The 25,377-nt window shown below is 70.7% G+C and carries 25 protein-coding genes and 1 tRNA gene; 7 read left to right on the plus strand and 19 right to left on the minus strand.

Annotated features, from left to right (window positions below; all coding sequences use genetic code 11):
* Positions 1–4 precede the first annotated feature (4 nt).
* The 8 genes from KY469_08515 to KY469_08550 all read right to left on the minus strand — a co-directional run bounded on the left by KY469_08515 (position 5) and on the right by KY469_08550 (position 9,685).
* The gene (locus KY469_08515; protein ID MBW3663127.1) at positions 5–478 is read right to left on the minus strand and encodes a septum formation initiator family protein; all 474 of its coding nucleotides are present in this window, start codon (positions 476–478) and stop codon (positions 5–7) included.
* A gap of 2 nt (positions 479–480) precedes the next feature.
* Entirely contained in the window at positions 481–1,779 is a 1,299-nt protein-coding gene (gene eno, locus KY469_08520) for a phosphopyruvate hydratase (protein MBW3663128.1), read from the minus strand.
* 108 nt (positions 1,780–1,887) lie between these two features.
* Positions 1,888–2,091 (minus strand): hypothetical protein, encoded by a 204-nt coding sequence (locus KY469_08525; protein ID MBW3663129.1) that lies wholly within the window; start codon positions 2,089–2,091, stop codon positions 1,888–1,890.
* 2 nt (positions 2,092–2,093) lie between these two features.
* A complete protein-coding gene (gene mazG / locus KY469_08530) occupies positions 2,094–2,915 on the minus strand; it encodes a nucleoside triphosphate pyrophosphohydrolase (protein ID MBW3663130.1) in 822 nt (273 codons plus the stop codon).
* Between the two features lie 326 nt (positions 2,916–3,241).
* The gene (locus KY469_08535) at positions 3,242–4,330 is read right to left on the minus strand and encodes a peptidylprolyl isomerase (protein MBW3663131.1); all 1,089 of its coding nucleotides are present in this window, start codon (positions 4,328–4,330) and stop codon (positions 3,242–3,244) included.
* A gap of 177 nt (positions 4,331–4,507) precedes the next feature.
* Positions 4,508–7,990 carry a transcription-repair coupling factor gene (gene mfd / locus KY469_08540; GenBank protein ID MBW3663132.1) on the minus strand — a complete coding sequence of 1,161 codons (3,483 nt, stop codon included), beginning with the start codon at positions 7,988–7,990 and terminating at the stop codon, positions 4,508–4,510.
* A gap of 354 nt (positions 7,991–8,344) precedes the next feature.
* Positions 8,345–8,923, minus strand: a complete 579-nt coding sequence (gene pth / locus KY469_08545) for an aminoacyl-tRNA hydrolase (protein MBW3663133.1) — start codon at positions 8,921–8,923, stop codon at positions 8,345–8,347.
* 15 nt (positions 8,924–8,938) lie between these two features.
* On the minus strand, positions 8,939–9,685 hold the full coding sequence (locus KY469_08550; protein MBW3663134.1) for a 50S ribosomal protein L25: 747 nt from the start codon (positions 9,683–9,685) through the stop codon (positions 8,939–8,941).
* 222 nt (positions 9,686–9,907) lie between these two features.
* On the opposite strand from KY469_08550, the gene KY469_08555 reads away from it, so the two are divergent.
* From KY469_08555 to KY469_08565, 3 genes are all read left to right on the plus strand, one after another.
* Positions 9,908–10,246: a helix-turn-helix transcriptional regulator gene (locus tag KY469_08555; GenBank protein MBW3663135.1), complete on the plus strand. Its 339-nt coding sequence runs from the start codon at positions 9,908–9,910 to the stop codon at positions 10,244–10,246.
* Positions 10,228–11,016, plus strand: a complete 789-nt coding sequence (locus tag KY469_08560) for a permease prefix domain 1-containing protein (GenBank protein ID MBW3663136.1) — start codon at positions 10,228–10,230, stop codon at positions 11,014–11,016. The genes KY469_08555 and KY469_08560 overlap by 19 nt, the downstream gene beginning before the upstream one ends.
* Positions 11,017–11,330: 314 nt before the next feature.
* Positions 11,331–11,828: a hypothetical protein gene (locus KY469_08565; GenBank protein ID MBW3663137.1), complete on the plus strand. Its 498-nt coding sequence runs from the start codon at positions 11,331–11,333 to the stop codon at positions 11,826–11,828.
* On the opposite strand, the gene KY469_08570 is transcribed toward KY469_08565, so the two are convergent.
* From KY469_08570 to glmU, 3 genes are read right to left on the minus strand one after another with little or no spacing between them, the layout of a single operon-like run.
* Positions 11,805–12,293 carry a methylated-DNA--[protein]-cysteine S-methyltransferase gene (locus KY469_08570; GenBank protein ID MBW3663138.1) on the minus strand — a complete coding sequence of 163 codons (489 nt, stop codon included), beginning with the start codon at positions 12,291–12,293 and terminating at the stop codon, positions 11,805–11,807. The genes KY469_08565 and KY469_08570 overlap by 24 nt on opposite strands.
* A 41-nt stretch (positions 12,294–12,334) precedes the next feature.
* Positions 12,335–13,306 (minus strand): ribose-phosphate diphosphokinase, encoded by a 972-nt coding sequence (locus KY469_08575; protein ID MBW3663139.1) that lies wholly within the window; start codon positions 13,304–13,306, stop codon positions 12,335–12,337.
* Positions 13,307–13,366: 60 nt separating this feature from the next.
* Complete coding sequence (gene glmU, locus KY469_08580) at positions 13,367–14,761, minus strand: bifunctional UDP-N-acetylglucosamine diphosphorylase/glucosamine-1-phosphate N-acetyltransferase GlmU (GenBank protein ID MBW3663140.1); 1,395 nt, start codon at positions 14,759–14,761, stop codon at positions 13,367–13,369.
* A gap of 242 nt (positions 14,762–15,003) precedes the next feature.
* On the opposite strand from glmU, the gene KY469_08585 reads away from it, so the two are divergent.
* The gene (locus KY469_08585; protein MBW3663141.1) at positions 15,004–15,465 is read left to right on the plus strand and encodes a YbaK/EbsC family protein; all 462 of its coding nucleotides are present in this window, start codon (positions 15,004–15,006) and stop codon (positions 15,463–15,465) included.
* A 67-nt stretch (positions 15,466–15,532) separates the two neighbouring features.
* On the opposite strand, the gene KY469_08590 is transcribed toward KY469_08585, so the two are convergent.
* The 6 genes from KY469_08590 to KY469_08615 form a co-directional block, all read right to left on the minus strand.
* A tRNA-Gln gene (locus KY469_08590) sits at positions 15,533–15,607 on the minus strand.
* A 95-nt stretch (positions 15,608–15,702) separates the two neighbouring features.
* Positions 15,703–16,671: a 4-(cytidine 5'-diphospho)-2-C-methyl-D-erythritol kinase gene (locus tag KY469_08595; protein MBW3663142.1), complete on the minus strand. Its 969-nt coding sequence runs from the start codon at positions 16,669–16,671 to the stop codon at positions 15,703–15,705.
* 21 nt (positions 16,672–16,692) lie between these two features.
* Complete coding sequence (rsmA, locus tag KY469_08600) at positions 16,693–17,571, minus strand: 16S rRNA (adenine(1518)-N(6)/adenine(1519)-N(6))-dimethyltransferase RsmA (protein ID MBW3663143.1); 879 nt, start codon at positions 17,569–17,571, stop codon at positions 16,693–16,695.
* On the minus strand, positions 17,568–18,347 hold the full coding sequence (locus KY469_08605) for a TatD family hydrolase (protein ID MBW3663144.1): 780 nt from the start codon (positions 18,345–18,347) through the stop codon (positions 17,568–17,570). The genes rsmA and KY469_08605 overlap by 4 nt, the downstream gene beginning before the upstream one ends.
* A gap of 182 nt (positions 18,348–18,529) precedes the next feature.
* Entirely contained in the window at positions 18,530–20,449 is a 1,920-nt protein-coding gene (locus KY469_08610; protein ID MBW3663145.1) for a hypothetical protein, read from the minus strand.
* The gene (locus KY469_08615) at positions 20,446–20,976 is read right to left on the minus strand and encodes a SigE family RNA polymerase sigma factor (GenBank protein ID MBW3663146.1); all 531 of its coding nucleotides are present in this window, start codon (positions 20,974–20,976) and stop codon (positions 20,446–20,448) included. Before KY469_08615 ends, KY469_08610 begins: the two co-directional genes overlap by 4 nt.
* Positions 20,977–21,230: 254 nt before the next feature.
* On the opposite strand from KY469_08615, the gene KY469_08620 reads away from it, so the two are divergent.
* Positions 21,231–21,539 (plus strand): hypothetical protein, encoded by a 309-nt coding sequence (locus KY469_08620; GenBank protein MBW3663147.1) that lies wholly within the window; start codon positions 21,231–21,233, stop codon positions 21,537–21,539.
* A gap of 119 nt (positions 21,540–21,658) precedes the next feature.
* Here KY469_08620 and metG read toward each other — a convergent pair whose 3' ends face one another.
* Positions 21,659–23,344: a methionine--tRNA ligase gene (metG, locus tag KY469_08625; GenBank protein MBW3663148.1), complete on the minus strand. Its 1,686-nt coding sequence runs from the start codon at positions 23,342–23,344 to the stop codon at positions 21,659–21,661.
* A 141-nt stretch (positions 23,345–23,485) separates the two neighbouring features.
* On the opposite strand from metG, the gene KY469_08630 reads away from it, so the two are divergent.
* Entirely contained in the window at positions 23,486–23,962 is a 477-nt protein-coding gene (locus KY469_08630; protein ID MBW3663149.1) for an AbrB/MazE/SpoVT family DNA-binding domain-containing protein, read from the plus strand.
* Here KY469_08630 and rsmI read toward each other — a convergent pair.
* A complete protein-coding gene (gene rsmI, locus KY469_08635) occupies positions 23,920–24,747 on the minus strand; it encodes a 16S rRNA (cytidine(1402)-2'-O)-methyltransferase (protein ID MBW3663150.1) in 828 nt (275 codons plus the stop codon). The genes KY469_08630 and rsmI overlap by 43 nt on opposite strands.
* 86 nt (positions 24,748–24,833) lie before the next feature.
* On the opposite strand from rsmI, the gene KY469_08640 reads away from it, so the two are divergent.
* Entirely contained in the window at positions 24,834–25,370 is a 537-nt protein-coding gene (locus KY469_08640) for a DUF488 domain-containing protein (protein MBW3663151.1), read from the plus strand.
* Positions 25,371–25,377: the final 7 nt, after the last annotated feature.

Below are 25,377 nucleotides of genomic sequence, written 5' to 3' on the forward strand. Positions count from 1 at the left end.
ACGATTAGCCGAACAGGGCGTGCCAGAGCCGGTCGTACCACGGCTGCGACGGTGGGGGCGGGGGTTCGCGAGGCGCGGTGATGCGGGGCCGCTCTATCTGCGGCGGCACGATCGCGTAGGGGACCTCACCCGGCTCGATCATGCCCAGCTGCTCGCGTGCCAACAGCTCGACCTGATCGAGGTCGCGCAGCTCGCGCGTCCGTTCCTCCAGCTCGGCGTTCTCTTCGGTCAGCGCCGCGAGCTTGGCCTGCAGGACCTCGACCCGGCTGCGGCCCTCGAGGAAGTTGCGTGCCGGCCCCGCGAGCATCAGCACGCCCAGCACGAGCAGGCCGATGAGGACCGCGGTGAACGGCCGGTTGCCCGCCACCGCCGCCCCGACCCCCCTGCGCACCCCGGACACCACCGCGGCGATGCGCGCCCCGACGCGCCCCACCACGGCAGGTGGTCGCAGACGGCGTCGGCGGGAGGGTGAAGGCACGCTCAGCCGCCTGGTCGGCTGCGGGGGAAGGCGTCCCAGCCGGCGTAGCGGGCATCGTCACCGAGGTGCTCCTCGATGCGCAGCAGCTGGTTGTACTTGGCGACGCGGTCGCTGCGAGCGGGTGCGCCGGTCTTGATCTGGCCGGCGTTCACCGCCACGGCCAGGTCGGCGATCGTGGCGTCCTCGGTCTCGCCGGAACGGTGACTGACCATGCACGTGTAGCCGGCGCGATGGGCGGTCTGCATCGTCAGCAGCGTCTCGGTGAGCGTGCCGATCTGGTTGACCTTGACCAGGATCGAGTTGGCGATGTCCTGGTCGATGCCGCGTTGCAGCCGCTCGACGTTGGTGACGAACAGGTCGTCGCCGACGAGCTGGCAGCGGTCACCGAGCACCTCGGTCAGCGCCTTCCAGCCGTCCCAGTCCTCCTCGTCCATGGCGTCCTCGACCGACACGATGGGGAAGTCGTCCACCAGCTCCGCGATCCAGGCGGCGTGTTCCTCGCTGCTCAGCTCGCGGCCCTCGCCCGCGAGGCGGTACGTGCCGTCGTCGTGGTACTCGCTGGAGGCGACGTCGAGGGCGAGGACGGCGTCGCGCCCCGCCTCGAACCCCGCCTCGCCGATGGCCCGGACGATCAGCTCGAGCGCTGCCCGGTTGGCGGGGAGGTCGGGCGCGAAGCCTCCCTCGTCGCCCAGACCCGTGCTGAGGCCCTCGGAGCGGAGCACGCGCTTGAGCGTGTGGTAGATCTCGGCCCCGATCCGCAGCGCGTCGCGGAACGACGGCGCCCCGACGGGGGCGACCATGAACTCCTGCACGTCGACGTTGCTGTCAGCGTGAGCTCCACCGTTGAGGATGTTCATCATCGGCACCGGGAGCAGGTGCGCGCCCGGTCCGCCGAGGTAGGCGTACAGCGGCTGGTCGAGGCTCGCCGCGGCGGCCTTGGCGACCGCGAGTGAGACCCCCAGCAGGGCGTTGGCTCCGAGCATCGACTTGTCGTCGGTGCCGTCGAGGTCGGTCAGGGTGCGGTCGATCTCGCGCTGCTGACGTGCGTCGACGCCGAGCAGCGCCGGCCCGATCACCTCGTTGACGTTGGCGACGGCACGGGTGACCCCCTTGCCGCCGTAGCGGTGCTCGTCACCGTCGCGGAGCTCGACCGCCTCGAACCGCCCCGTCGAGGCGCCAGAGGGCACTGCCGCCCGGCCGAGGGTGCCGTCCGCCAGGACGACATCGACCTCGACGGTCGGGTTGCCGCGGCTGTCGAGGATCTCGCGCGCGTCGACGGCCGTGATGCTGCTGAACTCCACCGGGGTCCCTCCGCTCTTCGTCGCCCGGCTGCGCCACCACAGCACGTGACGGTACGTGACAGACGTTGACAGATGCAACAACCGCAACGCGACGGGTGGGTCCCAGGATCAGGTCGTGCGTCGACGTCGCTCCCACAGGGCACCGAGCACCGCGGCGAGGACCGCGACGACGGCCACCCGAGCGGGCGTGACCAGCGGTTGCGGGCGGTAGGCGGCGAGGTCGATCACGTCGGCGTCGGGAGCGTCGAGATCCCAGCCCTCGAGCGGATCGCGGTCGTCGGACGGTCCCATCCCGGGCCCCTCACCGGTCACGGTCAGCCCTCCTCCACCTTCACTTGGTCCCACAGCGCCAGCCACGCCCCTCGGTCGAGCCCCTCCGCCGCGCCAGGGTCCTGCTCGGCGGCTGCGTGGACCGCCTCGAACCGTCGGCGGAACTTCGCCGCCGCCCGCCGCAACGCCTGCTCGGCATCCAGGTCGAGGTGGCGGGCGAGGCCCACCACGGCGCCGAGGAGGTCGCCCAGCTCCTCCTCGCGTGACGCTCGGTCGGCGGCATCAGCGAGCTCGTCGAGCTCCTCACGGACACGGGCGGCGGGCTCGGAGGCTTCGCGCCAGTCGAACCCGAGCTTTGCCGCACGGCGCTGCAGCTTCTCGGCCAGCACCAGGGCCGGCAGCGCCTCGGGCACGCCCTCGAACGGTCCCCTGCGTCCCTTCTCCGCCTGCTTGAGCTCGTCCCAGTTGCGCTTCACCTCGGCGGCATCGGCGACCTCGACGTCGCCGAATACGTGGGGATGGCGGTTCACCAGCTTCTCCGTGATCGCGCGGGCGACGTCGTCGATCGTGAACGTCCCGCGGTCAGAGGCGATCTGGGCGTGGAAGACGACCTGGAGCAGCACGTCGCCGAGCTCCTCGCGGATCGCGAGGTCGGAGCCGCTGTCGATCGCTTCGAGCAGCTCGTAGACCTCCTCGAGCAGGTACGGCCGCAGCGAGCTGTGGTCCTGTTCGAGGTCCCACGGACAGCCACCGTCCGGATCGCGCAGGCGCTGCTCGACCTCGACCAAGCGCAGCAGCTCCGTGCCGCGCGGCTGCTGGGCGAAGAACACCAGCTCGACCTCGGCGTCGTAGTCGGGCGACGCCATCGCGACCACGGGCTGGAAGCGCTCGTCGCCGGGACCCATCAGGTAGGTGGCGGTGCCGCGCTCCGCGGCGTGTTCGAGCAGCGCCTTCGCCAGGCGCCGCTCGGTGGGGTCCCCGGCGGCCCCGAGGTCGATCCGACGCACGTCGAGCTCGACCGGTTGCAGCTCGGTCAGGTCGAGCCCCGCCAGGTGGAGGTGCGGTGCCGCCGGGTGCTCGTCGAGGCCGCGGACGAACACCGTGTCCGCGATGGCGAGCGCGTCCCACGCCTGGAAGGGCAGCAGGCCCGGGAGCACGTCCGACGTCTCGACGAGGACGACCCGGGGTGACGTCACGGCGTCGCGCCCTCCGTGGGGACGGGTTGCGTCGGGACCGGCTCGGTCGGGATCGTGGGGAGGGGCGCGGTCGCGTCGTCACCCGGCAGGATGGGCTGCTGCTCCTCGGCATCGGGCGCGACCACGGTGCCGGAGGCCGGATCGTAACGGCCGTAGCGGGGATCGATGGTGACCTCCGCGCCACCGAGGACCTGGGCGAGGAAGTCCTGGAACTGCGCCCCGGAGATCTGCTGCGCGATCTCGGACCGCAACGCGTCCGCGACCTCGTCGAGGGGGGTCGTCACGAACTCGTCGACCCGGATGATGTGGAAGCCGAACTCGGTCTGGACCGGTCCGACGATCTCGCCTTCCTCGGCGTTCCAGACGGCGTCGTCGAACGCGGGGACGAACGCACCGCGTGCGTTGGTGCCCAGGCTCCCTCCCTGCGCGGCGCTGAACTGGTCCGTCGATCGGGCCTCGGCGAGCTCCTCGAACGACGTGCCGCCCTCGAGCAGCTCGAGGATCGCGGTCGCCTCCTCCTCGGTCGCGACCAGGATGTGCGACACCTCGGCCTGGCGGTACTGGGCATCGAGCCGCTGCTCGTACAGCGCCTGGACGTCCTCCTCGCTGACGTCGGCCTGCTCCTCGAAGTGGGCCGAGATGGCCTCCTGGGCGAGGATGGCACGCAGCTGTTCCCGGGCCTCGGTCTCGCTGAGACCGAGCTGTTCGAGCCGCTCGCGCAGCTCCTCCTCGGAGCCGCGGAACGCGATCTCCTCCTGCCAGCGATCCTCCACATCCTCGTCGGTCACCGCGACGCCGAGCTCGGCGCTGGCCTGCAGGAACAGCTCGTTGCGGATGAGCTGGCTCAGGACCTGCCGCTGCAGGTCCCCGATGGCCGACACACGGTCCGTCGCGGACGCCCCGATGAGCGGGTTCGACGGGTCGTTGACCTGCGAGATGACGAGCCGCTCGAAGACCGCCTCGGGGATCTGGGTGCCGTTGACCGTCGCGACGGTGTCGCTGGGCAGCCCCGTGCGACTGCAGGCACCGAGCACGAGCGCCAGCACGACGAGCGCGACGCGGACGGTCGAGCGGTGGGTGCGCAATGGGACTCCGGAGGGACGACGTCAGGTGCGAGCGTTCAGGTAGCGGCGGAGCAGCCAGCGATCATCGAGTCTAACCCGGCGCTGTCATGCCCTCTCGGCGAAGCAAGCACGCCCGGGTCCCCTTGCGTACCGAGCCGCCGAGACCGCGCTCTCGGCGGCGGGCGCGTTGTGACATCTCTATCGACGACGCGGATGCGGCGTCGCCAAAGGATGCGACAGCACGTCGCGCAACGTGGCCGCGACCCAGGCGACGATGTCATCGGTCCCGGCCGGGACCGGCACGGTCAGGGTCTCGGTCGTTGGGTGGTAGTCGGCATGGGGGTGGCGACGTTGGAGACGGACCTGCAGCGACTCCGACAGCCGGACGGGGCGCGCCTTCAGCGTCGTCCGGGGACGCGACTGCAACGTCACGTCGGTGACACCCCAGCGGCGGAGGGCGGCCTTCAGGGCGGCGAGCGTCAGCAGCCGCGCGGCGGGCTCGGGCGGGGCGCCGAAGCGGTCGTCGAGCTCGCCGCGGACCGCCTTGACGTCGGAGGCGTCGCGGATGGCGGCGATGCGCTTGTAGAGGGCGAGCCGCTGCTTCTCGTCGGCCACGTAATCCGCCGGCAGGTGGGCGTCGACGGGTAGCTCGAGCGTGACGTCGAGCTCGGCCTCGATCGGCTCCCCGGTGAGGTCGGCGACCTCCTCCTTCAGCAGCTGCGTGTACATGTCGAAGCCGACGGCGGCGACGTGACCCGACTGCTCCGCCCCGACCACGTTCCCCGCGCCCCGCAGCTCGAGATCGCGCAGCGCGATCTGTAGACCCGACCCGAGGCGGAAGTGCTGGGAGATGGTCTGCAGCCGTTCGTAGGCGCCCTCGGTGATGGCGGCGTCGGCGGGGTGGAGGAAGTAGGCGTAGCCACGTTCGCTGGAGCGCCCGACACGTCCGCGGAGCTGGTGGAGCTGCGCGAGTCCCAGGAGGTCCGCGCGTTCGACGACGAGCGTGTTGGCGTTGGGCACGTCCAGGCCCGACTCGATGATGGTCGTGCACACGAGCACGTCGAACGCACGGTCCCAGAACGCGACCATGACGTGCTCGAGCTCGTTCTCGGACATCTGCCCGTGCGCGATCCGGATGCGCGCATCGGGGACGAGCTCGTGGAGGTGAGCAGCGGCGCGGTCGATGGTCTCGACCTGGTTGTGCACGTAGAACACCTGACCCTCACGCAGCAGCTCACGACGGATCGCGAGCGCGACCTGCGCTTCGTCGTACGGCGCGACGACCGTGACGATGGGCTGGCGATCCTCGGGTGGGGTCTCGATGACCGACAGGTCGCGGATCCCGCTGACCGCCATCTCGAGCGTGCGCGGGATCGGCGTGGCGGTCATGGTCAGGACGTCGACGCTCGTACGCAGCTGCTTCAGGCGCTCCTTGTGGGTGACGCCGAAGCGCTGCTCCTCGTCGACGATGACCAGACCCAGGTCCTTGAACCTCACCTTCGGGGACAGCAGCGCGTGCGTGCCGATCACGATGTCGACCGTGCCCGCCGCGAGGCCGTCGATGATGTCGCGTCGCTCCTTCGGCGTGGCGAAGCGCGACAGCACGGCGATCTCGACCGGGAAGCCGGCGAGCCGCTCGCGGAAGGTCTCGGAGTGCTGCTGTGCGAGCAGCGTGGTGGGGACGAGCACCGCGACCTGCTTGGCGTCGAACGTGACCTTGGCGGCCGCGCGCACCGCCACCTCGGTCTTGCCGAACCCGACGTCGCCCGTGAGGACGCGATCCATCGGCAGTGGGGCCTCGAGGTCGCGCTTGATCTCGTCGAGGACCGTCAGCTGATCGGGCGTCTCCTCGTGCTCGAAGGCGTCCTCGAGCTCGCCCTGCCAAGCGGTGTCCGGCGAGACCGCGTTGCCTGGCGAGTGCATCCGTGCGGCGTACAGCCGGATGAGCTCGGCGGCGATCTCGCGGACGGCACCACGCACGCGGTTCTTGGCCCGCTCCCACTCGGCACCGCCGAGGCGCATGACGGACGGCTGCTCGCCGCCCTGGTAGCGCGACAGGGCATCGACCTGGTCGCTGGGGACGTAGAGGGTGTCGCCCTTCGCGTACTCGAGGACGACGAAGTCGCGCTTGGCACGCTCACCGGTCGGACCGGGGATCTCGCGCGTGACCAGTCCGCCGTAGCGTCCGACGCCGTGGGTTCGATGCACGACGAAGTCACCCGGCTCGAGGGGAAGGACGGTCTCCCCCGCGGTGGTCTTGCTCCCCAGGCGCCGCCCCGCACGCCGGCGACGACGCGGACCGAACAGGTCGAACTCGGCGAGGATCGCCAGACCGAGCTCGGGTGCGAGGAAGCCCTCACGCAGCGAGCTGGCGGTCACCTCGGCACGCGCGCCGCGCCCTTGGATGCCGACCGAGTCGACGGTCAGCGCGGGGACGCCCTCGCCCGTGAGCACCTCGCCGAGGCGCTGCGCTGGCCCGTGCCCGGACGTCGTGGCCACGACCCGGAGCCCTTCCGCCAGCAGCCCGCGGACGCGGTCGGAGGCTGCGCGCACGTCGCCGCGGAACGAGGGCACGGGTTCACCCGGCACCGGTTCACCCTCGAAAGGCGTCAGCTCGAGCACGCGCCCGGCGCGGTCGGTCACCTCGTCGAGGCTCGCGAAGCCGGCATCCTCGGGACGATGCCCAGCTGCGGCCTCCCAGCTGACGTCGAGCAGGACCTCGGCTTCGGCGACGACGCGGTCCGCGCGATCGCGGACGAGGAGCGGGTCGACGACGGCGATACCGGAGGTCTCGGGCAGGAAGTCCGGCAGGAGGGCGGGGCGGGGGTGGACGAGCGTGACGAGCGACTCGACGCCCTCGAACAGGATGCCGTCGGCGAGCTGGTGCAGCTGGTCGGCGATGGACGGGTAGCGGGCCGCCGCAGCGCGGGCGCGCGTGCGCAGCTCGTCGTTGAGCACGAGCTCGCGGGCCGGGTCGATGGTGACCGACTCGAGGGCGTCGACGGAGCGCTGGTCGGCGACCCCGAACGTCCGGATGGAGTCGACGTCGTCCCCCCAGAACTCGATGCGGACCGCGTGGTCGCCGGCCGAGGGGAACACGTCGACGAGCCCGCCCCGCACGGCGAACTCGCCGCGGGTCTCGACCTGCGGCGTGCGCGTGTAGCCCAGCTCCACCAGCTGCTCGACCAGCGCGTCGAAGCCGTCACGGTGGTGGCGGTCGAGCAGGAGCGGGGCGCGGTCGGCGAGCTGGGGGTCCATGGGCTGCAGTGCCGCGCGCACGGGCGCGACGACGGCGAGCAGCGGATGGTCGTACGCATCAGGGCGTACCAGACGGTCGAGGACAGCGAGCCGCCGACCGACCGTGGAGGGCTGGGGGCTGAGGCGCTCGTGCGGCAGCGTCTCCCACGCGGGGAACGCGGCGACGCGGTCGTGGCCGAGGAAGGCCGACAGGCCGTCAGTCAACGCCTCGGCGTCGGACGTGCGGGGCGTGACGACGAGCAGCGGGGCGTGCCGCTCGGCGAGCAGCGAGAGCACGAAGGGCCGGACCGCGGGCCCGGCGGCGAGGCGCGGCTCGTCGAGCACTGCCTCCAGCGCCTCGCGTCCGTGTGCGAGCAGGCCGGAGAGCGGGCCCACGGCGAGACCGGGGTCCGTAACGGCAGCGACGGTGGAGTTGGCTTCCAAGCGGTCGTGCTATCGCTTCGCTATTTGAGCACTGGCAGGTCGTGCTATCGCTTCGCTATTTGAGCACTGGCAGGTCGTGCTATCGCTTCGCTACTTGAGCACTGGCAGGTCGTGCTATCGCTTCGCTACTTGAGCACTGGCAGGTCGTGCTATCGCTTCGCTACTTGAGCACTCAGGGAACGCCCGAGCGTACGCGCCCCGTCCAGGGTCCGCTGTGCCGGAAACCACCGGATCCGGTGGTTTCTCTCGCGGCCATCGCCTCATCACGTGCCATCGCCAGCCCTGGCGGTCAGGAACCACCGGATCCGAGGGTTTCCCTCAACCCCCACGACCTCCCGCCCGCTCCGGCGTGGATCAGGAGGCGTGGTAGCGGTTCTGGGTCGGCTCGAGCCCGTCACGGACGAGGGAGAGGACCGCGTCGGCAGCGTGCTCGATGGTGACGTCGATCTCGGTGCGTTCGGCGGGATCGAAGCGACGGAGGACGTAGTCGGCCGGATCCATCCGCCCCGGGGGTCGACCTATGCCGATGCGGACGCGGAGGTACTGGCGTGTGCCGAGGGCCCGGTCGATGTCCTTCAGGCCGTTGTGGCCCCCGGGTCCGCCGCCGACCTTCAGTCGTAGCACGGCGGGTGCGAGGTCGAGGTCGTCGTGGATGACGATGAGGTGGTCGGGCGCCAGCTTGTACCAAGCCAGTGCCTGCTGGATCGGGCGCCCCGACCGGTTCATGTAGGCGTCGGGGAGCGCGAGCACCAGCCGGTGGTCGCCGTCAGTGACTTCCACCAGGTCGCAGTCGACGCGTCGGTTCCGGGTGAGCTCGCGGCGGTACCGTTCGGCGAGCAGTCGTACGGTGTCGGCGCCCACGTTGTGGCGGGTGCCGCCGTACTCCGCCTCGGGGTTCCCGAGGCCCGCGATGAGCCACCGGTCCCCGGGCACCGCGCCTCCTGACCCCTACTCGCCGCCCTCGTCGCCGGCGGGGACTTCGCCCGCGCCCTCGCCTTCGCCCTCGCCTTCGGCCTCCGCCTCGGCGGCCTCCTCGACCAGTGCCGCCTTCTCCTCCTCGGAGAGCTCGGCGATCTCCTCGGCGGTGAGCCCCTCGAGACCGACGACCTCTTCCTCCTCCTCCGGTTCCTCGAGGATGGTCGGCGCGTTGATCGTGACGATCGTGCGCTCCGGATCGATGTTCAGCTCGGCACCCTCGGGCAGTTCGATGTCCTCGACACGTCGGACGTCACCGATCTGCATGCCAACGACCGAGAGCTCGAGACTGTTGGGCACCTCGAGTGGCAGGGACTTCAGCGGCAACGTGTGCAGGATGTGGTTGACGACACCGCCGGTGTCGCGCGCCACGTCGGTGTCGCCGATGAGGTGGATGGGGACCTCGACCTCGATCTTCTGGTCACGGGCGACCGCGAGGAAGTCGACGTGGAGGATGTCCTCGCGCACCGGGTGTCGCTGGATGTCACGCGCGACCGTGAGGTGCTCCTCTCCGTCCACCTGGAGTCGGATCAGCACGTTCAACCCGGCCGGTGTGTGCAGTGCGTGGTACAGCTCGCGCTGGTCGACGGTGACCGCGAGCGCATCGATGCCGTGGCCGTACACGACGGCAGGCGTGCGCCCCGCCTGGCGCAGACGGTTGGCGTTCTTGCGGCCGCGCTCGGGGCGCCCGTCTGCGGTGAGCGTGACCTGGTCAGTCATCGCGGTACCTCGCGTGTCCGTGGGTCGTGCCAGCCCGGCTCGACATCGACGGCGCTCGCCGTGGTCAGGGGGCCTGGCACAGATCCGGCCCGCCGGGGCGGGCCGTCGTCCGGGCAGGGTACCGATGGCGCCGGCGGGGCGGCAACCGGCCGAGGCGGGGTACACGACGGGATCCGCGGAAAGCCTTGACACCTAGCGTTGCTAGGTATAGCATCCCGATGCATGAGACCAGAGAAGCTCAAGGGCCACCTCGACCTGCTCCTCCTCGCCATCCTCGCCGAGGGACCCATCCACGGCTACGCCGTCATGGAGCAGCTTCGGACGCGCAGCGGCGAGACGTTCGATCTCCCGGAGGGGACGGTCTACCCGGCGCTGCACCGACTCCAGAAGTCGCGACTCGTCACCTCCGCGTGGGACGTCGTCAACGGCCGTCGGCGCCGCGTCTACACGCTGACCGACCGCGGCCGCGCCCAGTTGCAGCGCGAGCACGCCACCTGGAACGAATTCGCCGGTGCCATCCAGTCCGTCCTGAAGGGAGTGTCGTGGCCGGAACCAGCGTGATCGACGCGTACCTCGAGGACCTGCGTCGTCTGCTGCGGCGCACCCACGACGCCGAGGAGATCCTCATCGAGGTCCAGGACCACCTGCTGGAGACGATCGAGCGTCTGGAACGGGACGGCCTCGGCTCCGACGCCGCCGCCGCCGAAGCAGTGCGACGGTTCGGCCCAGCTGCCCCGCTTAGCCGTGCCCTCAACGACGCCAACGGAGGTGCCGCCATGCCCACTCGCTTCACCCGGCTCGCTGGTGCGGCAGGGATGTCCTTGCCGGTCGTCGGTCTGCTCGCCGCGCTCGTCACCGCATCGTCGGTCGCGGGCACATCACTGAGTTGGCTCGGCGCAGCCTCCTGGTCAACCATGGCGATGCTCCTCGTGATCACGGTCATCGGTCTCTACCGGCGTCACGGTGCCACCGGAGGCACGCTGGCCCGCGCGGGGATGGCGCTCTTCGCCGCATCTCCTCTGCTCGCGTTGCCGGCCGGGTACGGCGCCGGTGTCATGCTCCCGTTCGTCGCCGGCGCCGGCCTCAGCGTCCTGGCAGTCGCCTGGTGGCGGGCGGACGTCCTCCCCCGTTTCGTGGCTGCGGCAGTGGCAGCCGTCCCGCCACTGGCGATCCTGGTGATGGGCATCGGCAGCGCGGTCCACCTGGACATGGGCCGCTACGGGGTGGTGTTCGCCGGTGCGTTGACGCTGGCTGTGGCATGGCTCAGTGCGACGATGTGGCGCGAGACGCCGGTCGATGCCGTCGGTCCACACACACCGACGGTCGCGTAGAGGAATCGACACCGTGAGCGCGACGATGATGGAAGATGCATCGACAACACCACGTGAACGTCAGTGGCCGGGTCGGGGATCGCGGTCCGTCGTCCAGCGTCCCGCCTTCCTGGTCGGCACGGCCATCGCGCTGTACGGCGTGTTCCAGCTCGCGGGCCAGTACGAACCCGTCCTCTTCCTGCACGACTCCGAGTTCGTCCTCACCGCTGCCACCGCGATGGCGGTCGGCGCCGCCATCTCAGCGGTCGGCGCGGGGCGCGTCCTGCGCGCCGCCGGGGCGGACACAGTGGCCTACCTGCGCGCGCTCTCGCTCGGTGCCACTCCTCGTCGCGGTGGGCTACCTCGCCGTCGGCACCGTCGGGCTGCGCGTCATCGGTGGGATCGGCTGGCCGGACCTGCTCACGCTCGCCACGACGGGGCGGGCGTGGGGGCGCGGTGTCGGTGTCGGGTACGCGCGGGCCGGGATCGCGGTGCAGGTCGGTGACGTACTGACCGGAGCGACGACGGACGCGGAGTGTCCCGGAGACGCGCTCCGCGGACGAGTCGTCACGGCGCTGTGGCTCGCAGGGCAGGCGGGGCGCGACGTACGCGACTACCTCGCGAGCGACGACGTCGCTGCCGACGCACTGACCGGCTCGCAGTTCGCCGCCACGCCACCGGTCGTCGGTTCGCTCGAGGAACGACACGCGGCAGCGGCCCTGCTCGACGCGGATGACGACCACGTGCGCGGGTACGTGCACGCCAACTGGGACCGGCTGACCCGTGAGCCGTGTGCCTCAGCCGCCGAGCTACTCGAGCGGTTCACGCGCTGACGACCGCCCCGCCGGAGCCCAGCCTCCCCCGGGGACGTCGCCGCCCCGCTCCAGCGCGAGCAGCGAGCGCTTGATGTCGAGTCCGCTGCCGTACCCACCCAGCGTGCCGTCGGCCGCGACGACGCGGTGGCATGGAACGATGATGGGGATGGGGTTGCGGTTGCACGCCCCGCCGACCGCGCGGGCGGCGCCGGGGCGGCCTGCCTCCTCGGCGATCTCGCCGTAGCTGGCCAGTTCGCCGTAGGGCACGCCGGCCATGGCCTCGTACACCGCGGCGTCGAACGCGCTCGACGCCGGTGTGGCCCAGTCGAGGGCGAAGGTGCGTCGGTCACCAGCGAAGTACGCGTCGAGCTGCGCGACGACCTGCTCGATGAACGGATCGCCGTGAGCGGCGACGGTGCGGGTGTCGGGCGGGGCGCCGTAGCACAGGCCGACGAGCACGTCACCGTCGGCCTCGATCGTCATCAGACCGAGTGGCGACTCGTACGCCGCGACGCGGTACGCGCTCACGCGTTCTCGCCCCGGAAGATCTCCGACACCGACTCGTCCTCGAACACCGCGCGCAACGCCGACGCCAGGATCGGGGCGATCGACAGTACCCGCATCTTCGCCAGGCGCTTCTCCTCTGGGATCGGGAGGGTGTTGGTGACCACGACGGTCTCGATGGCGCTGTCGCGCAAACGCTCTGCCGCGGGGTCGGAGAACACCGGGTGGGTCGCGCAAGCGACGACCGCCCTCGCGCCCCGCTCTTTCAGCAGCCTCGCCGCGCCCGTGATCGTCCCGGCGGTATCGATCATGTCGTCGACGAGCACAGCCGTGCGTCCGTCCACGTCACCGACGATCTCCAAGCTCTCCGCGACGTTGTGCTCGACCGGATCACGGCGCTTGTGCAGGATCGCGATCGGTGCGTCGAGGTGGTGGGCGAACTTCTCGGTGAGGCGCACCCGCCCCGCGTCCGGGGACACGATCACGCGCTTCTGGGGCGGCACGTTCTCCTCGATCCACTGCAGCAGCAGCGGCAGCGCGGTGAGGTGGTCGAAGGGTGTGTCGAAGAACCCCTGGATCTGGCCCGTGTGCAGGTCCACCGACATGACGCGGTCCACGCCGGCGGCCTGGTACAGCTCGGCGACGAGCTTGGCCGCGATCGGCTCGCGCGACAGCGTCTTCTTGTCCGACCGCGCGTAGCCGTAGTAGGGCATCACGGCGATGATCCGCTTGGCCGAGGCCCGCTTCAACGCGTCGATCATGAGCAGCTGCTCCATGATGTGCGCGTTCACCGGCTCGATGTGGCACTGGATGACGAACGCGTCGGCGCCTCGGACCGATTCGAGGTAGCGGACGTAGCGTTCGCCGTTGGCGAAGCTCGCCAGCTTCACCTCCCCCAGCCGCATGCCCAGGTGGTCGGCGACCTCGCGTGACAGCTCGGGGTACGACGACCCGGAGAAGATCATCATGCGCTTCTTGGTGGGGATCTCCATGGGCTCCCTCGGGTGCCGTCACATCCAGGCTACCGGCCGATCCGCGTCGCTCAGCCGCAGTCAGGCGTCCCCCTGCGACCGTGCCTCGCGGCGCTTCGCCGCCCATCCGGTAACCGTCTGCTGTTCGCTGCGTTCGAGCGCGAGGGCGTCCGCCGGGACGTCCGAGGTGATCACCGAACCCGCGCCGGTGACCGCCCCGGCACCGATCTCGATCGGCGCCACGAGCATGGTGTCGGAGCCAACGAACGCGCCGTCGCCCACCGTGGTCTCGTGCTTGTCGAAACCATCGAAGTTGCACGTGATCGTGCCAGCACCGATGTTGGCATCCCGCCCGATCGTCGCGTCGCCGATGTAGGACAGATGGGGCACCTTCGCACCCTCGGCGAGGCGTGACTTCTTGATCTCGACGAACCCGCCCGCCTTCGCTCCCCGATCGAGGACGGTACCCGGACGCAGGTAGGTGAACGGTCCCACCGTGGCCTCCGGCCCGACGACCGCATGCTTGACGACGGCGTTCGTCACGTGCGCCTCGTCCCCGACCTCGGCGGCCACCAGGTGGCAGTTGGGGCCGACCGTGGCACGCTCGCCGATCTCGGTCGCGTCCTCGAGGATGCAGTTGGGGTACAGAACGGTGTCGGCTCCCACCTTCACGTCGACGTCGACGTACGTCGTGTCGGGGTCGAGGACCGTCACGCCCTCGCTCATCAACCGGTCGAGCACGCGGCCCCGCAGTACCGCCGCAGCGTCGGCCAGCTGTCGCCGATCGTTCACTCCGGCGACCTCGTCCGGCGCAGCTGCGTGCGCGGTGACGCGCACCCCCCGTGTCGCCACCACCTCGATCACGTCCGTGAGGTACATCTCGCTCTGAACGTTGTCGGTCCCCAGTCCTGCCAGGCTCTCGGCGAGCAAAGAGCGGCGGAAGGCGTAGACCCCCCCGTTGACCTCCGTGATGGTCAGCTCCTCGTCGGTCGCGTCGTCCTGTTCGACCACGCGCGCCACGTCATCGCCGTCGCGGACGATGCGGCCGTAGCCCGTCGGGTCATCGACGGTGGCCGTCAGCAGCGCAGCCCCGTCCAGAGCGGACTCCACGAGCGAGGTGAGCGTGGCACTCCCGAGCAGAGGCGTGTCCCCGGGGAGGACCAGCACGTGCTGCGCCGCGTCACCGAGCGAGTCGACCGCGACGCGGGTCGCGTGGCCGGTGCCGAGCTGCTCCTTCTGGAGCGCGAACGTGATGCCGGGCAGGTCCGCGGTTCGCGCCTCCGCCTCGACCTCCTCGGCCTGGTGCCCGACGACGACCACGACCTGCCCGGCACCCAGCGGGCGGACCGCCTCGAGGACGTGATGCAGCATCGATCGCCCCGCCGCACGGTGCAGGACCTTGGCCAGGTCGGACTTGAAACGCGTGCCTTTGCCGGCGGCCAGGATCACGACGGCGAGGTCGGGGCGGGTCGTCACGCGGAGCTCCTCGTGAGTGGTGGCAGCAGCGGCCGCTGGTCGCCCTCTCGCTTCGACCTATCCGTGCCGTGCCGCCCGGAACCTACCGCGCGCGATGCGGTCACGATCCGGCATCGCCCGCTCCTTGCGCTCATCCGACCCCGGGGCGTTCGGCCCTGGACGTCCGCCGCGAGAGGGCCGAGTATGTGACCGACGGTGCGCGCATGAGCGCACGGTCGTATCGCAGACAGGAGGTGGTGCACGTGACCGTTGTCACCGAACATCTGGAACAGAAAGGCATCAACTTCGAGGTCCTGCCTCACGCACGGACCGTCACCGCTATGAGCGAAGCCCACGAACTGGGGCTCGATCCCGACGAGGTCATCAAGGCGGTCGTCCTCGACATCGAGACGGGACACGCTCTGGGCGTCATCCCGGCCTCGTGCCGGCTCGACCTCGACCTCATCCGTGAGGCGCTCGCCGACGAGACCGCGAGGCTGGCGACCGAGGACGAGATCGAGGCGGACCTGCCGGAGTTCGAGCTCGGCGCGGTGCCCCCGCTGCCGTCGCTGCTGCACGTGCCGGTCGTGATCGACCCGAAGGTCCTCGAGCACCGGCGCATCACGTTCGCAGCCGGGAGCCAGCGCGAATCGGTGCGGACCTCGCCCCACGGGCTGTTCACGGGCGCGAGCGTGACCATCACGCCGATCACACGACGGGACTGACCTCGCGGCCCACGACGTGCAGGGGAGGATCCGGCGCGCCCGCGAGGGACGCGTGCACGGTTGGCGGTGGCTGGGAGGCAGGGGCTCGAACCCTGAATACCGACTCCAAAGGACGGCGTGTTGCCAGTTACACCACCTCCCAAGGGGTGGACACGGCGACGTTCGCACGCACACGCATCCTGCGTCGAGGGTAGCCGCAGGGTCCTCGTCGCTCTCGTCGCGCGCACCGCTGTCGCGTCAGGCGAACGTTTCGGGCCCACCGGCCGGCGAGGTTACGACGTGGACGCGATCGAACCGTCCGGCGACCTGCTCCGCGATCGTGGCGGCGGACACGGCATCTGGGGCGAGTCCGACGACCGTCGGGCCCGAGCCGCTGACGACCGCCCCGAGCGCCCCCGCCTCCAGCAGCGCATCGCGCGCGTCACGTAGCGCGGGCCGGAGGTGGAAGGTCGCGGGTTCAAGCTCGTTGTGCAGCGCCGCCCCGAGCGCCTCCGCATCCCGGGTGCGGAGTGCCTGCAGGACCGCATCCGGCTCGACCTGACTCGGTGCCGCCACCTCGTCCCACGTGCGGTAGACGTCCGCCGTGGCGAGCGGAGGGTGGTGCACGCCGACGACCCAGTGGAACGTGCCGTGGCACAGCACCTGGGCGGTCGCGGCGCCCGTCCCGGTCGCCAGCGCGGTCCCACCGACCACGCAGAAGGGCACGTCCGCGCCGAGCCGCTCGGCGATGGCCCGGATCTCGTCGCGGTCGAGGTCGCAGTCCCAGAGGCGGTTCAGCGCCACGAGCGTCGCCGCAGCGTCCGCGGACCCGCCCGCCATCCCGGCCGCGACCGGGATCCGCTTGGTGAGACGCAACCGCGTGACCGGCCCGGAGTCGCTGTCGGCCTCGTCGATGCGCTCGACGCCGATCGTTCGCGCCAGCGCGCACGCGGCTCTGACGGCGAGGTTGGAACGGTCGTCAGGGACCAGCGCGCCTCCGTCGTGCTCGAACACCAGCGACATGAGCCGCCGCGCCGCGGGGTGGAACACCGACTCCCCCTCGAGCGCAGCTTCCACCTCGTCGTGCAGGGCGACGGTCTGGAACACGGTGACGATCTCGTGGAAGCCGTCGTCGCGGCGGCCGCGCACGGCGAGGAAGAGGTTGATCTTCGCGGGGATCCGGACTCGTACCCGGGCGGCAGGTCCGTTGCGTTGACGACTTCTCACGCCCGTCCCTCACCGACTCCGCTAGACGCTCCCGTGGCCCGCATCGCGCGGCCGCAGCCTACTGACGACGTCCTCCGACACCGCATCGAGCGCCACGGCGACCCGGACGTGGCCCACCGGGGTGAGCTGCTCCGCGCGCGCACCGGGGTCGATGCCGGCGGCCTGCAGCCGCGACTCGACGTCGGGATGGATCCGTCGGAGGTTGTTGCGCATCGTCTTGCGTCGCGATGCGAACGCCGCGTCGACGACCCCGCCGATCGCCGCTCGCTCCTCACGTGTGAGCGACCCGGTGCGCGTGAGACGGACGGTCACGCTGGCCACCTTCGGCACCGGGTGGAAGACGCGTCGCGGGACCTCGGCGACGAGCGCGACATCGGCGGCGAGCGCGATCTTCACGCTCACCGCCCCGTACGCCTCGTTCCCCGGCCGTGCAGCCCACCGCTGCCCTACCTCACGCTGCACCATCACGAACAGCTCGTCGATGCGGTCACCGGCGAGCACCTGCATGACGAGGGGAGTGGCGACGTTGTACGGCAGGTTCGCCACCAGCCGAGCACGACGGTCGGGGACCAGCTCGCCGAGGTCGATCTCCAGCGCGTCGGCGTGGACGATCCTGACGTTGGGACAGTCACCGACCGTCGTCGCGAGCGCGCGTACGAGCCCGGCGTCCACCTCGACGGCGACGACCTGGCGCGCGACCTCGGCGAGTCCGATCGTGAGCGAACCCAGACCGGGCCCGATCTCCACGATCGTGTCCTGCGGCCCGACCCCCGCGTCGCGGACGGTCTTGCGGACCGTGTTCGGGTCGGTGACGAAGTTCTGCCCCGCGCTGCGGCGGGGCGCGAGGCCGTGCTCTTGGAGCAGACGCCGCACGTCGGTCGGCGTCAAGTACCCGGTCACGTGGAGGGCAAGTCGAACGCTCGCCGCGCGTTGTCCGAGATCTGGTCCGCCAGAGCAGAGGGCTCGACGCCACGCACCTCGGCGAGTGTGGCCACGATGTGGGGGATGTTCGCTGGCTCGTTGGGCTGCCCGCGGTGTGGGACGGGGCTGAGGAAGGGAGTGTCGGTCTCGGTGAGCAGCAGTTCGGCTGGCGCCTTGGCCGCGACGGCGCGCAGCTCGTCGGCGGTCTTGAACGTGACGTTGCCGGCGAACGACAGGTACCAGCCCTGGTCGATGCACCGGTCGGTGACGTCGAGGTCCCCCGAGAAGCAGTGCATGACCACGCGGTCGGGGGCGCCCTCGTCCTCGAGGATGCGCAGCGTGTCCGGCCACGCGTCGCGGCAGTGGATCACGAGGGTCTTGTCGTGCTTCTTCGCCAGCTCGATGTGGCGTCGGAAGGACCGCTCCTGGACGCCCGGAGCCGCGCCCCGTCGGTAGAAGTCCATCCCGGTCTCGCCGATCCCCACCACGGCCTTCTGCCCCGCGAGTCGCTCGATGACCTCCATCACGTGGTGGGTGGCCTCCATCGCGTCGTTGGGGTGGACCCCGACGACGGCGTACACGCCCTCCTCACGGTGGCGGTGGGCGAGGGTGACCGCCTGGGTCGACCGCGCCATGTCGGTGCCGACGGTGATGAGCGTCGTGACCCCTTGCTGGTGCGCACGCTTGATCAGCGTGGAGGGATCGAGGTCGTCGTGCATCTCGAGGTGGCAGTGCGTGTCGACGTAGGCGGGCACGGTGTTCCCCCGGCGGTTGCTGATGTGGCTTCGAGCTCGCGCCCCGTCGGATCCGAGCCGTCTCCCGTCGACGGCTCGGTGTCGCGTGGTCTTCGACCGCGGTCAACGACCGTGGTCGTAGACGGCGGGGCGTGGCACGACCCGCCACTACTGGGCGGGCCGCGTAGGCAGCGTACCAGCCGCTACTCGTCCGGGACAGGCGTCAGGCTGTCGTCGACGAGCGCGAGCGCCCCATCGGACTGGCGCTCCAGCCACAGCCCCTCCGCCAGGTCGAACTCGCCCCCACTGCTGCGCCAGCGGGCGGTGAAGGAGGCCACCTCGCTGCCGGTTTCGGTCGTGGTCCACGGTCCCCACTCGTCGAGCTCGAGGTCGAGGTCCCTGCCGAGCCGCGAGGTATCGATCTCCCAGCTGGCGTTGTCATCGGCGAGGCGGCCCGTGCCAGGGCCACCGGACCAGCCGACGGTGCGCAAGCCGAAGGTGCCCGTCCCGGTGTCCTCCTCGATCCAGGCGATGTGGCGGCCGTCGCTCGACCACACGGCGACCGGCTCGGAGCCGCTACCCACGACGCTGGCCGAGATCTGGTGCTGCTGCGGGAACGGCGTGTACGGCGTCGGCTCACCGTCGACAACCGAGATCCAACCGAGCTCCGCCCCGTCGCCCAGCCACAGGACGAGGACGGTGAGGTCAGCGATCGTCGAGCCGGGACGGACGGCGAGGCGCGCGGGGCGGAACTCGCAGTCCTCGGCATCGGTGCAGGGCGAGTCGTACAACGTCGCCGTGACGCGGCCCGTGCCGTCCCGCACGACGACGTCGCCCAGGCCCTCGATCGCGACGGTCGGGGCAGTCTCGCCGGTGGGCGGTGCGGTCGGCTGCTCCTCACCTGGCGGCGGGGGTGGCGGCGGGAAGTTCATGCCGACGAACGCTCCCGCGGAAGCGGTGCCCGGGACCTCCACCGTGTTGCCGTTGAACGCATCGATCAGCCACGCACGACCCCCCTGTCCCAGCAGCACGGTCGTGGCCTCTGCCGTCATCCACACCGACGATGGGTCCGACGTCTGCGCCAGCTCCGCCGGCAGGGGCACGTCACGGGGTCCCTCCGGGCCACCAGTAATCGTCAGGGAGAACCGAACGGAACCCTCGCCAGAACCCTCGACGGCCCACAGGTACTCGTCCAGGCCCATGCCGACGTCGACGATGTCGATCGGCACGCGACCACCGACCACCTCGAGCGGGGTCACCGCCCCAAACTCGACCGCGTTCCCATGGAGCCGGACCGGAACGCGGTAGGCCTCCAAGCCCTCCTGGTACGTCGTGATGACGATGGCATCGTCGCGGTTCCAGTCTTGTGCCGCGTACCCGCGGTTGGGTAGGTCGGTGAGTGCGTACGAGGCGGTGACATCGGTCGGGCCTTGGGTCCCGAAGCCCACGACGCGCAGCATCGGTGAAGCAGCCTCCAGCGCGGGCATCTCCACCCACGCGACGTACTCGCCGTCTGGAGAGAAGGCAGCGGCAGGCGTGCTGGCTGGGGCGGTATCTGACGTGATCGCGTGGTCGTCGAGGAAGTAGTCGCCGCTCGTCGTGGTCAGATCCGCGAGATCGTTGCCCGTCGCGCGGAGCCAACGCTGCTCCCACCTCCCTTCCGCGAGGACGGTGTAGACCACGAGGACGTCGGTGTCGGTCGACTGCGGACTCACGGCGATGTAGGCGATCTCGCACTCGCACGCCGACTGATCGAGGTCGAGCAGGGTCGCCTGTCCGACCCCGTGGACATCGCGGACGACGATGTCCTCGCCGTCGGTGGTGACGATGCCGTACACCCCAAGGCCGGTGGTACCGGTGGGCGTCTGCTGGTCGGACGGAGCGTCGGCGGGTGGTGTGTCGAGCACGCCGGGACGGGGTAGGGCGTCGTCGTCGAGGACGGCGGGGATGGCGACGGTCAGCGCCCCGACCACAACAGCCACGCTCAACCCCGCGAACAACCAGGTGAGCTGTGCACGCCGGCGGGTCTCCTTCTGCACACGCTCCCAGAGTTGGGGAGTGGGTTCGACGTCGGTCGCGCGGTCGCGCAGGCTCTCGCGAAGACGATCCTCGATGGAGCTCATGTCACACCTCCTCCGGGAACCAGGTCCCGGAGCCGTTCGAGTCCTCTGGACACCTGCGACTTGACCGTCCCGATGCTGACTCCGAGCACGTCGGCGGTCTCGGCCTCGGAGAGGTCTTCGTAGTAGCGCAGGACGATCGCCGCTCGCTGCCGCTCGGGCAGGCGGCCGAGGGCGCGCCACACCTCGTCGTGATCGGCGGCGTGCTCGTCGACACGACGCACGCCTCGCTCATCACCCGACCGCTTGGCCGCTTCGGCTCGTTCGAGGTAGCGCCGCCGCAGCCGGCTGTTGGCGGTGTTGACGACGGCACGACGCAGGTACGCCCGCGGGTTGTCGACCCGGCCGCGCCTCCACTGGCGGTACACGCCAGCGAACGCATCGCTGACGATGTCCTCAGCCTGGTGGTGGTCGCCGGTCAACAGGTACGCGAGCCGCACGGCGTCGCGGTGATGGGCGTTGAACACAGCGGCGAAGTCACCCGCCGCGGCGGATGCGCCGCGTGCCGCTCCCAGCACGCTCACTCCCATCTCGGTCCGTCGCCGCGCCCCGACGCTCGTCGGGCTCCGGCGCGCCTCCACCCTCCCCGACGCACGAGCCGGGCCGGGGGTTGAGACGACCTCGCCCGGGCCGAGGGCCGCAAACTTGCATACTTGGGGGCGCCTGAGTGCACCCGACCATTCAAGTTCGCGTCGGGGCGCGGGGGAAGGACGTGCGGGGCGCGATGTGCGTCATTTCTGACGCCGCGTTAGGTTCTGCGCCGCCGTGCGACCGGAAGGGCCCCGTGTTCAGCGACAACAAGCTCATCGAGGCGCTCCGGTCGGTGGGCGAGCTCGGACCGGCGCTGCAAGCCGTGGTCGAGCGGATGGACCGGATGGAGGCGGCCCTGCGCGACATGGACACGACCCTGCACGAGGTAAGGGACTCGCTGGACCGCACGACCGCCTCGCTCGGGGAGACGCGGGGCGCGATGACCGCCAGCTCCGAAATCATCGCGGCCACGGCAGCCGACATCCGCGATGCCGCTGCGTCGATGTCGGAAGTGCGGGCCGCCCTCGACCAGTTCCCCGGTCTCGACGCCCAGGCCAGCTGACCGCCCGGGAACGACGGAAACGCGCGCCGACGCGTGTTTCCGTCACGTCCTGCGGCCCAGCCACCACACCGACCGACGACAACGCGCGCCCACGCGCGTTTCCGTCATACGCCCCGCGGCTACTCGTTGGGTAGCTCGATCTTGGGGAAGAGGGGTTCGGCGTCGCCGAGCTGGGTTCCGGGGACGAGGTCGGGGCGCCGCCACCCCGAGACACCTGATGGGGCGCCGGCCCCGCCGGGCTCGCCCCGCACGGCCTCGCCGACGCCGAGCCATTGCAGCACCCGGTCCGACGAGAACGGGGTGTAGGGGGCGAAGCCCACGGCGATGCCGGCGATCGCGGCCAACGCCACCGCCAGCGTCTGGGCGGTTCGGGGCGCGTCGGTCTTGGCGGTCTTCCACGGCTCGAGGGCGTTGAGGTAGGCGTTGGTCGCCTGCGCCGCTTCGAGCGCCTTCTTGAGGGCGGCGCGCAGCTCGACGCGCTCGATGAGTTCGCCCTCCTCCCCCAGCAGCGCATCGATCCGGTCGAGCAGCTCCGCGTCGGGACCGTCCAACTCGCCCAGCTCAGGTACGCGCCCGTCGCAGTTCCGCCCCACGAGCGCGAACACGCGGTTGACGAGGTTGCCCCAGTCGTTGGCCAGCTCGTCGTTGACCCGCCGCGCCAGCTCGGCCTCGGAGATGTCGGTGTCGGTGTACTCCGGCAGGTTCGCCGCCAGGCCGTAGCGCAACGCGTCGGGCGTGAACGTGTCGAGGTACGCGACGACCGGCGTGCCGATGCCGCGCGACTTCGATGCCTTCTCGCCCTTGAACGTCACGTACTGGTTGGCGGGCACGTTCGTAGGCAGGTTGAGGTCACCGGATCCGATGAGCTGGGCGGGCCAGAAGACCGCATGGAACGGGATGTTGTCCTTGCCGACGAAGTAGTAGGTCTCGGCGTCGGGATCCTCCCACCACGCCCGCCACGCCTCCGCGTCGCCGGAGCGCTGGGCCCACTCCTTCGACGCCGACAGGTAGCCGATGACCGCTTCGAACCACACGTAGATGCGCTTCTCGCTCGCCTCGGTGGAGATGTCGAGCTCGGGCGGGATGGGCACGCCCCAGTCCAGATCGCGCGTGATAGCGCGGTCCTGCAGACCCTCGCCGAGGAAGCCCCGGGCCCAGTTGATGACGTGGTTGCGCCAGCCCTCGAGGCCGTCCAACCACGTCGCGACCGGCTCCTGCAGCTTGGTCAGCAGCAGGAAGTAGTGCTCGGTCTCGCGCGGCTCGGGCGTCGCCCCGGACAGCTTGGAGCGGGGGTCGATCAGATCGACGGGATCGAGGGTCCGGCCGCAGTTGTCGCATTGGTCGCCCCGCGCCTGGCTGTTCCCGCAGTACGGACACGTCCCCTCGACGTACCGGTCGGGAAGGAAGCGCTGGCGCTCGGGGTCGAAGAACTGCTCCGTCGTGCGCGTCTCGAGGTACCCGTTGGCGTGCAACGCGCGGAACATCTGCCACGTGACCTCGCGGTGGTTGTCGGTGCGCGTGCTCGTGAACAGATCGAAGGTGATAGCCAGCACGTCCCACTGTTCGACGATGCGCGGGTGGTAGCGATCGACGACCTCGGCCGGGGTGATCGACTCCTCGTCCGCCGCGACCATGATCGGCGTCCCGTGCGCGTCCGAGCCCGAGACCATCAGGACGCGGTTGCCGGTGATGCGGTGGTAACGCGCGAAGATGTCGGCGGGTAGGTAGGCGCCAGCGATGTGGCCGAGGTGCTGCACGCCGTTGGCGTAGGGCCAGGCAACGGCGACGAGGACGTGACGGGTCATGGGCGCCGAGGCTACCGCTGCGTTCCGTCCTCACCGCCCCGGCGGGTCCCCGCGGGACGTGATCGCGTTGACCGTTCGCTGACCGCAGCCGTAGGCTGCCCGCTCTGCTCCCCCGTCCTGCGCCGATCATCGGGCCCACGCATGAAGTCCACCGGCATCCGCCGCAAGGTCGACGATCTCGGCCGCATCGTGATCCCCGCGGGCGTCCGCAAGACGCTCGGGATCCGTGAGGGCGATGCGATGGACGTGTCGGTGGACGGCGACAAGGTCATCCTCGCCAAGCCCCAGGACCGGTGCGTGTTCTGCGGCACGGACGAGGACCTGCAGGAGTTCCGTAGCAAGGCGATGTGCCGCGCGTGTGTGGCGTCGGTCGGTGTGCTCGACGAGCGTCTGCGGCTGGCGCGACAGGTCCAGGAGCGCGAGCAGCCGAAGGACACGGGGCTGCCCGAGTGGGACGCCCCCGCCCCGTCACGCCCGGCCGTGACCCAGGAACCCGACAGCTCCCCCAACGGCCGTGAGGCACCGGCGCCCGAGGCTGCGGAGCCCGCCGACGACCGTTCCGGGGAGCGGCCCGGTCAGCCTGCTCCGGACGCACCGTCCTCGACGACGGCCTGGTAGACGACCCGCTTGGGGACCCCGTGGCTCGCGGCGACGTCGGCGATCGCAGCCTTCTTGGTCATCCCGCTCTCCTGACGGACGTGCACGGCCGCGGCGAGGTCATCGGCGTCCACGAGCCCGACCTCCTCCGGTGCTCCACCGATGACGAGGGTGACCTCGCCACGCAGGTCGTCTGCCGTCTCGGCCAGCGCAACAAGGCGGTCGCGACGCACCTCCTCGTGCAGCTTGGTCAGCTCACGGCACAGCGCCGCGGGGCGGTCGGGGCCGAGCGTGGCCGCGAGGTCGTGCAGATCGTCGGCTGCACGGTGGGGCGAGACGAACACGACCATGGTTCGACGCTCGGTGGCCAAGGCAGCGAGGCGCTCCGCACGGGCTGACCCCTTGCGCGGGAGGAAGCCCTCGAACGTGAACCGGTCCGTCGGCAGACCCGAGACCACCAGCGCGGCGAGGACCGCGGAGGGGCCTGGTACGTGCTCGAGGACGTGCCCAGCGTCGATGCACGCTCGGACCAGCCGGTAGCCGGGATCGGACACACCCGGCGTCCCGGCGTCGCTGACGAGCGCGACCGTCGCCCCGTCGTCGAGGCGCGCGAGCACCTCACCGAGACGGGCGTCCTCGTTGTGCTCGTGCAGCGACCGCTGCGGCGTTGCGATACCGAGGTGGGCGAGGAGCCGCCCGGTGCGCCGGGTGTCCTCGGCGAGGACGAGGTCGGCGTCCGCGAGCGTCTCGCGGGCGCGTGTTGACACGTCGCCGAGGTTGCCGATAGGCGTCGCGACGACGATCAGACGTCCCGGGGTCGTGCTCACTCGCCCAACACTAGGTCGACGTGGCAGGGGGATGTGGTGCGGTGCGGCGCCGTACGCTCCGGCTGATGTTGACGGTCGGCCATGGAACCCTCGAGCAGCGAGCGTTGATGGCGCTGCTGCGGTCGGCTGGAGTGGGACACCTCGTTGATGTGCGCCGCTTCCCGGCCAGCCGCCGACATCCGCACGTGAACCGAGAGAGGTTGGCGGAACCCCTCGCCACTGCGGGCATCGGCTACAGCTGGGAGGAGGACCTCGGCGGACGCCGCACCGGCGTCGCCGACTCACCGCACATCGCCATCCGCGACCCCGGGTTCCGGGCCTACGCCGACCACATGACGAGCGAACCGTTCGAGGCCGCCCTGGAGCGGGTCCTCGCACTCGACACGGCGACCACGGTGGCGGTCATGTGCGCCGAGAGCCTGTGGTGGCGCTGCCATCGGCGCCTGATCGCCGACGCGGCGACGTTGTTGCACCGCGCCGACGTCCACCACCTGATGCACGACGGCCGACTCGCCCCGCATCGACCGACCGAGGGAGTACGGATCGCGAACGATCGCCTCGTCTACGACGTCGGTGTCGATCGACCGCTCGACCTCCGATGACCCCGGG

This window comes from Actinomycetota bacterium, assembly GCA_019347575.1.
Classification (GTDB): domain Bacteria; phylum Actinomycetota; class Nitriliruptoria; order Nitriliruptorales; family Nitriliruptoraceae; genus JAHWKY01.

Coding starts and splice junctions, on each gene's coding strand:
- mazG (MBW3663130.1), bottom strand. CDS start 2,915: ATGGCGTCGCCCGACTACGACGCCGAGGTCGAGCTGGTGTTCTTCGCC.
- KY469_08550 (MBW3663134.1), bottom strand. CDS start 9,685: ATGACTGACCAGGTCACGCTCACCGCAGACGGGCGCCCCGAGCGCGGC.
- KY469_08555 (MBW3663135.1), top strand. CDS start 9,908: ATGAGACCAGAGAAGCTCAAGGGCCACCTCGACCTGCTCCTCCTCGCC.
- KY469_08570 (MBW3663138.1), bottom strand. CDS start 12,293: ATGACGATCGAGGCCGACGGTGACGTGCTCGTCGGCCTGTGCTACGGC.
- KY469_08575 (MBW3663139.1), bottom strand. CDS start 13,306: ATGGAGATCCCCACCAAGAAGCGCATGATGATCTTCTCCGGGTCGTCG.
- KY469_08610 (MBW3663145.1), bottom strand. CDS start 20,449: ATGAGCTCCATCGAGGATCGTCTTCGCGAGAGCCTGCGCGACCGCGCG.
- KY469_08615 (MBW3663146.1), bottom strand. CDS start 20,976: ATGGGAGTGAGCGTGCTGGGAGCGGCACGCGGCGCATCCGCCGCGGCG.
- metG (MBW3663148.1), bottom strand. CDS start 23,344: ATGACCCGTCACGTCCTCGTCGCCGTTGCCTGGCCCTACGCCAACGGC.
- KY469_08630 (MBW3663149.1), top strand. CDS start 23,486: ATGAAGTCCACCGGCATCCGCCGCAAGGTCGACGATCTCGGCCGCATC.
- KY469_08640 (MBW3663151.1), top strand. CDS start 24,834: ATGTTGACGGTCGGCCATGGAACCCTCGAGCAGCGAGCGTTGATGGCG.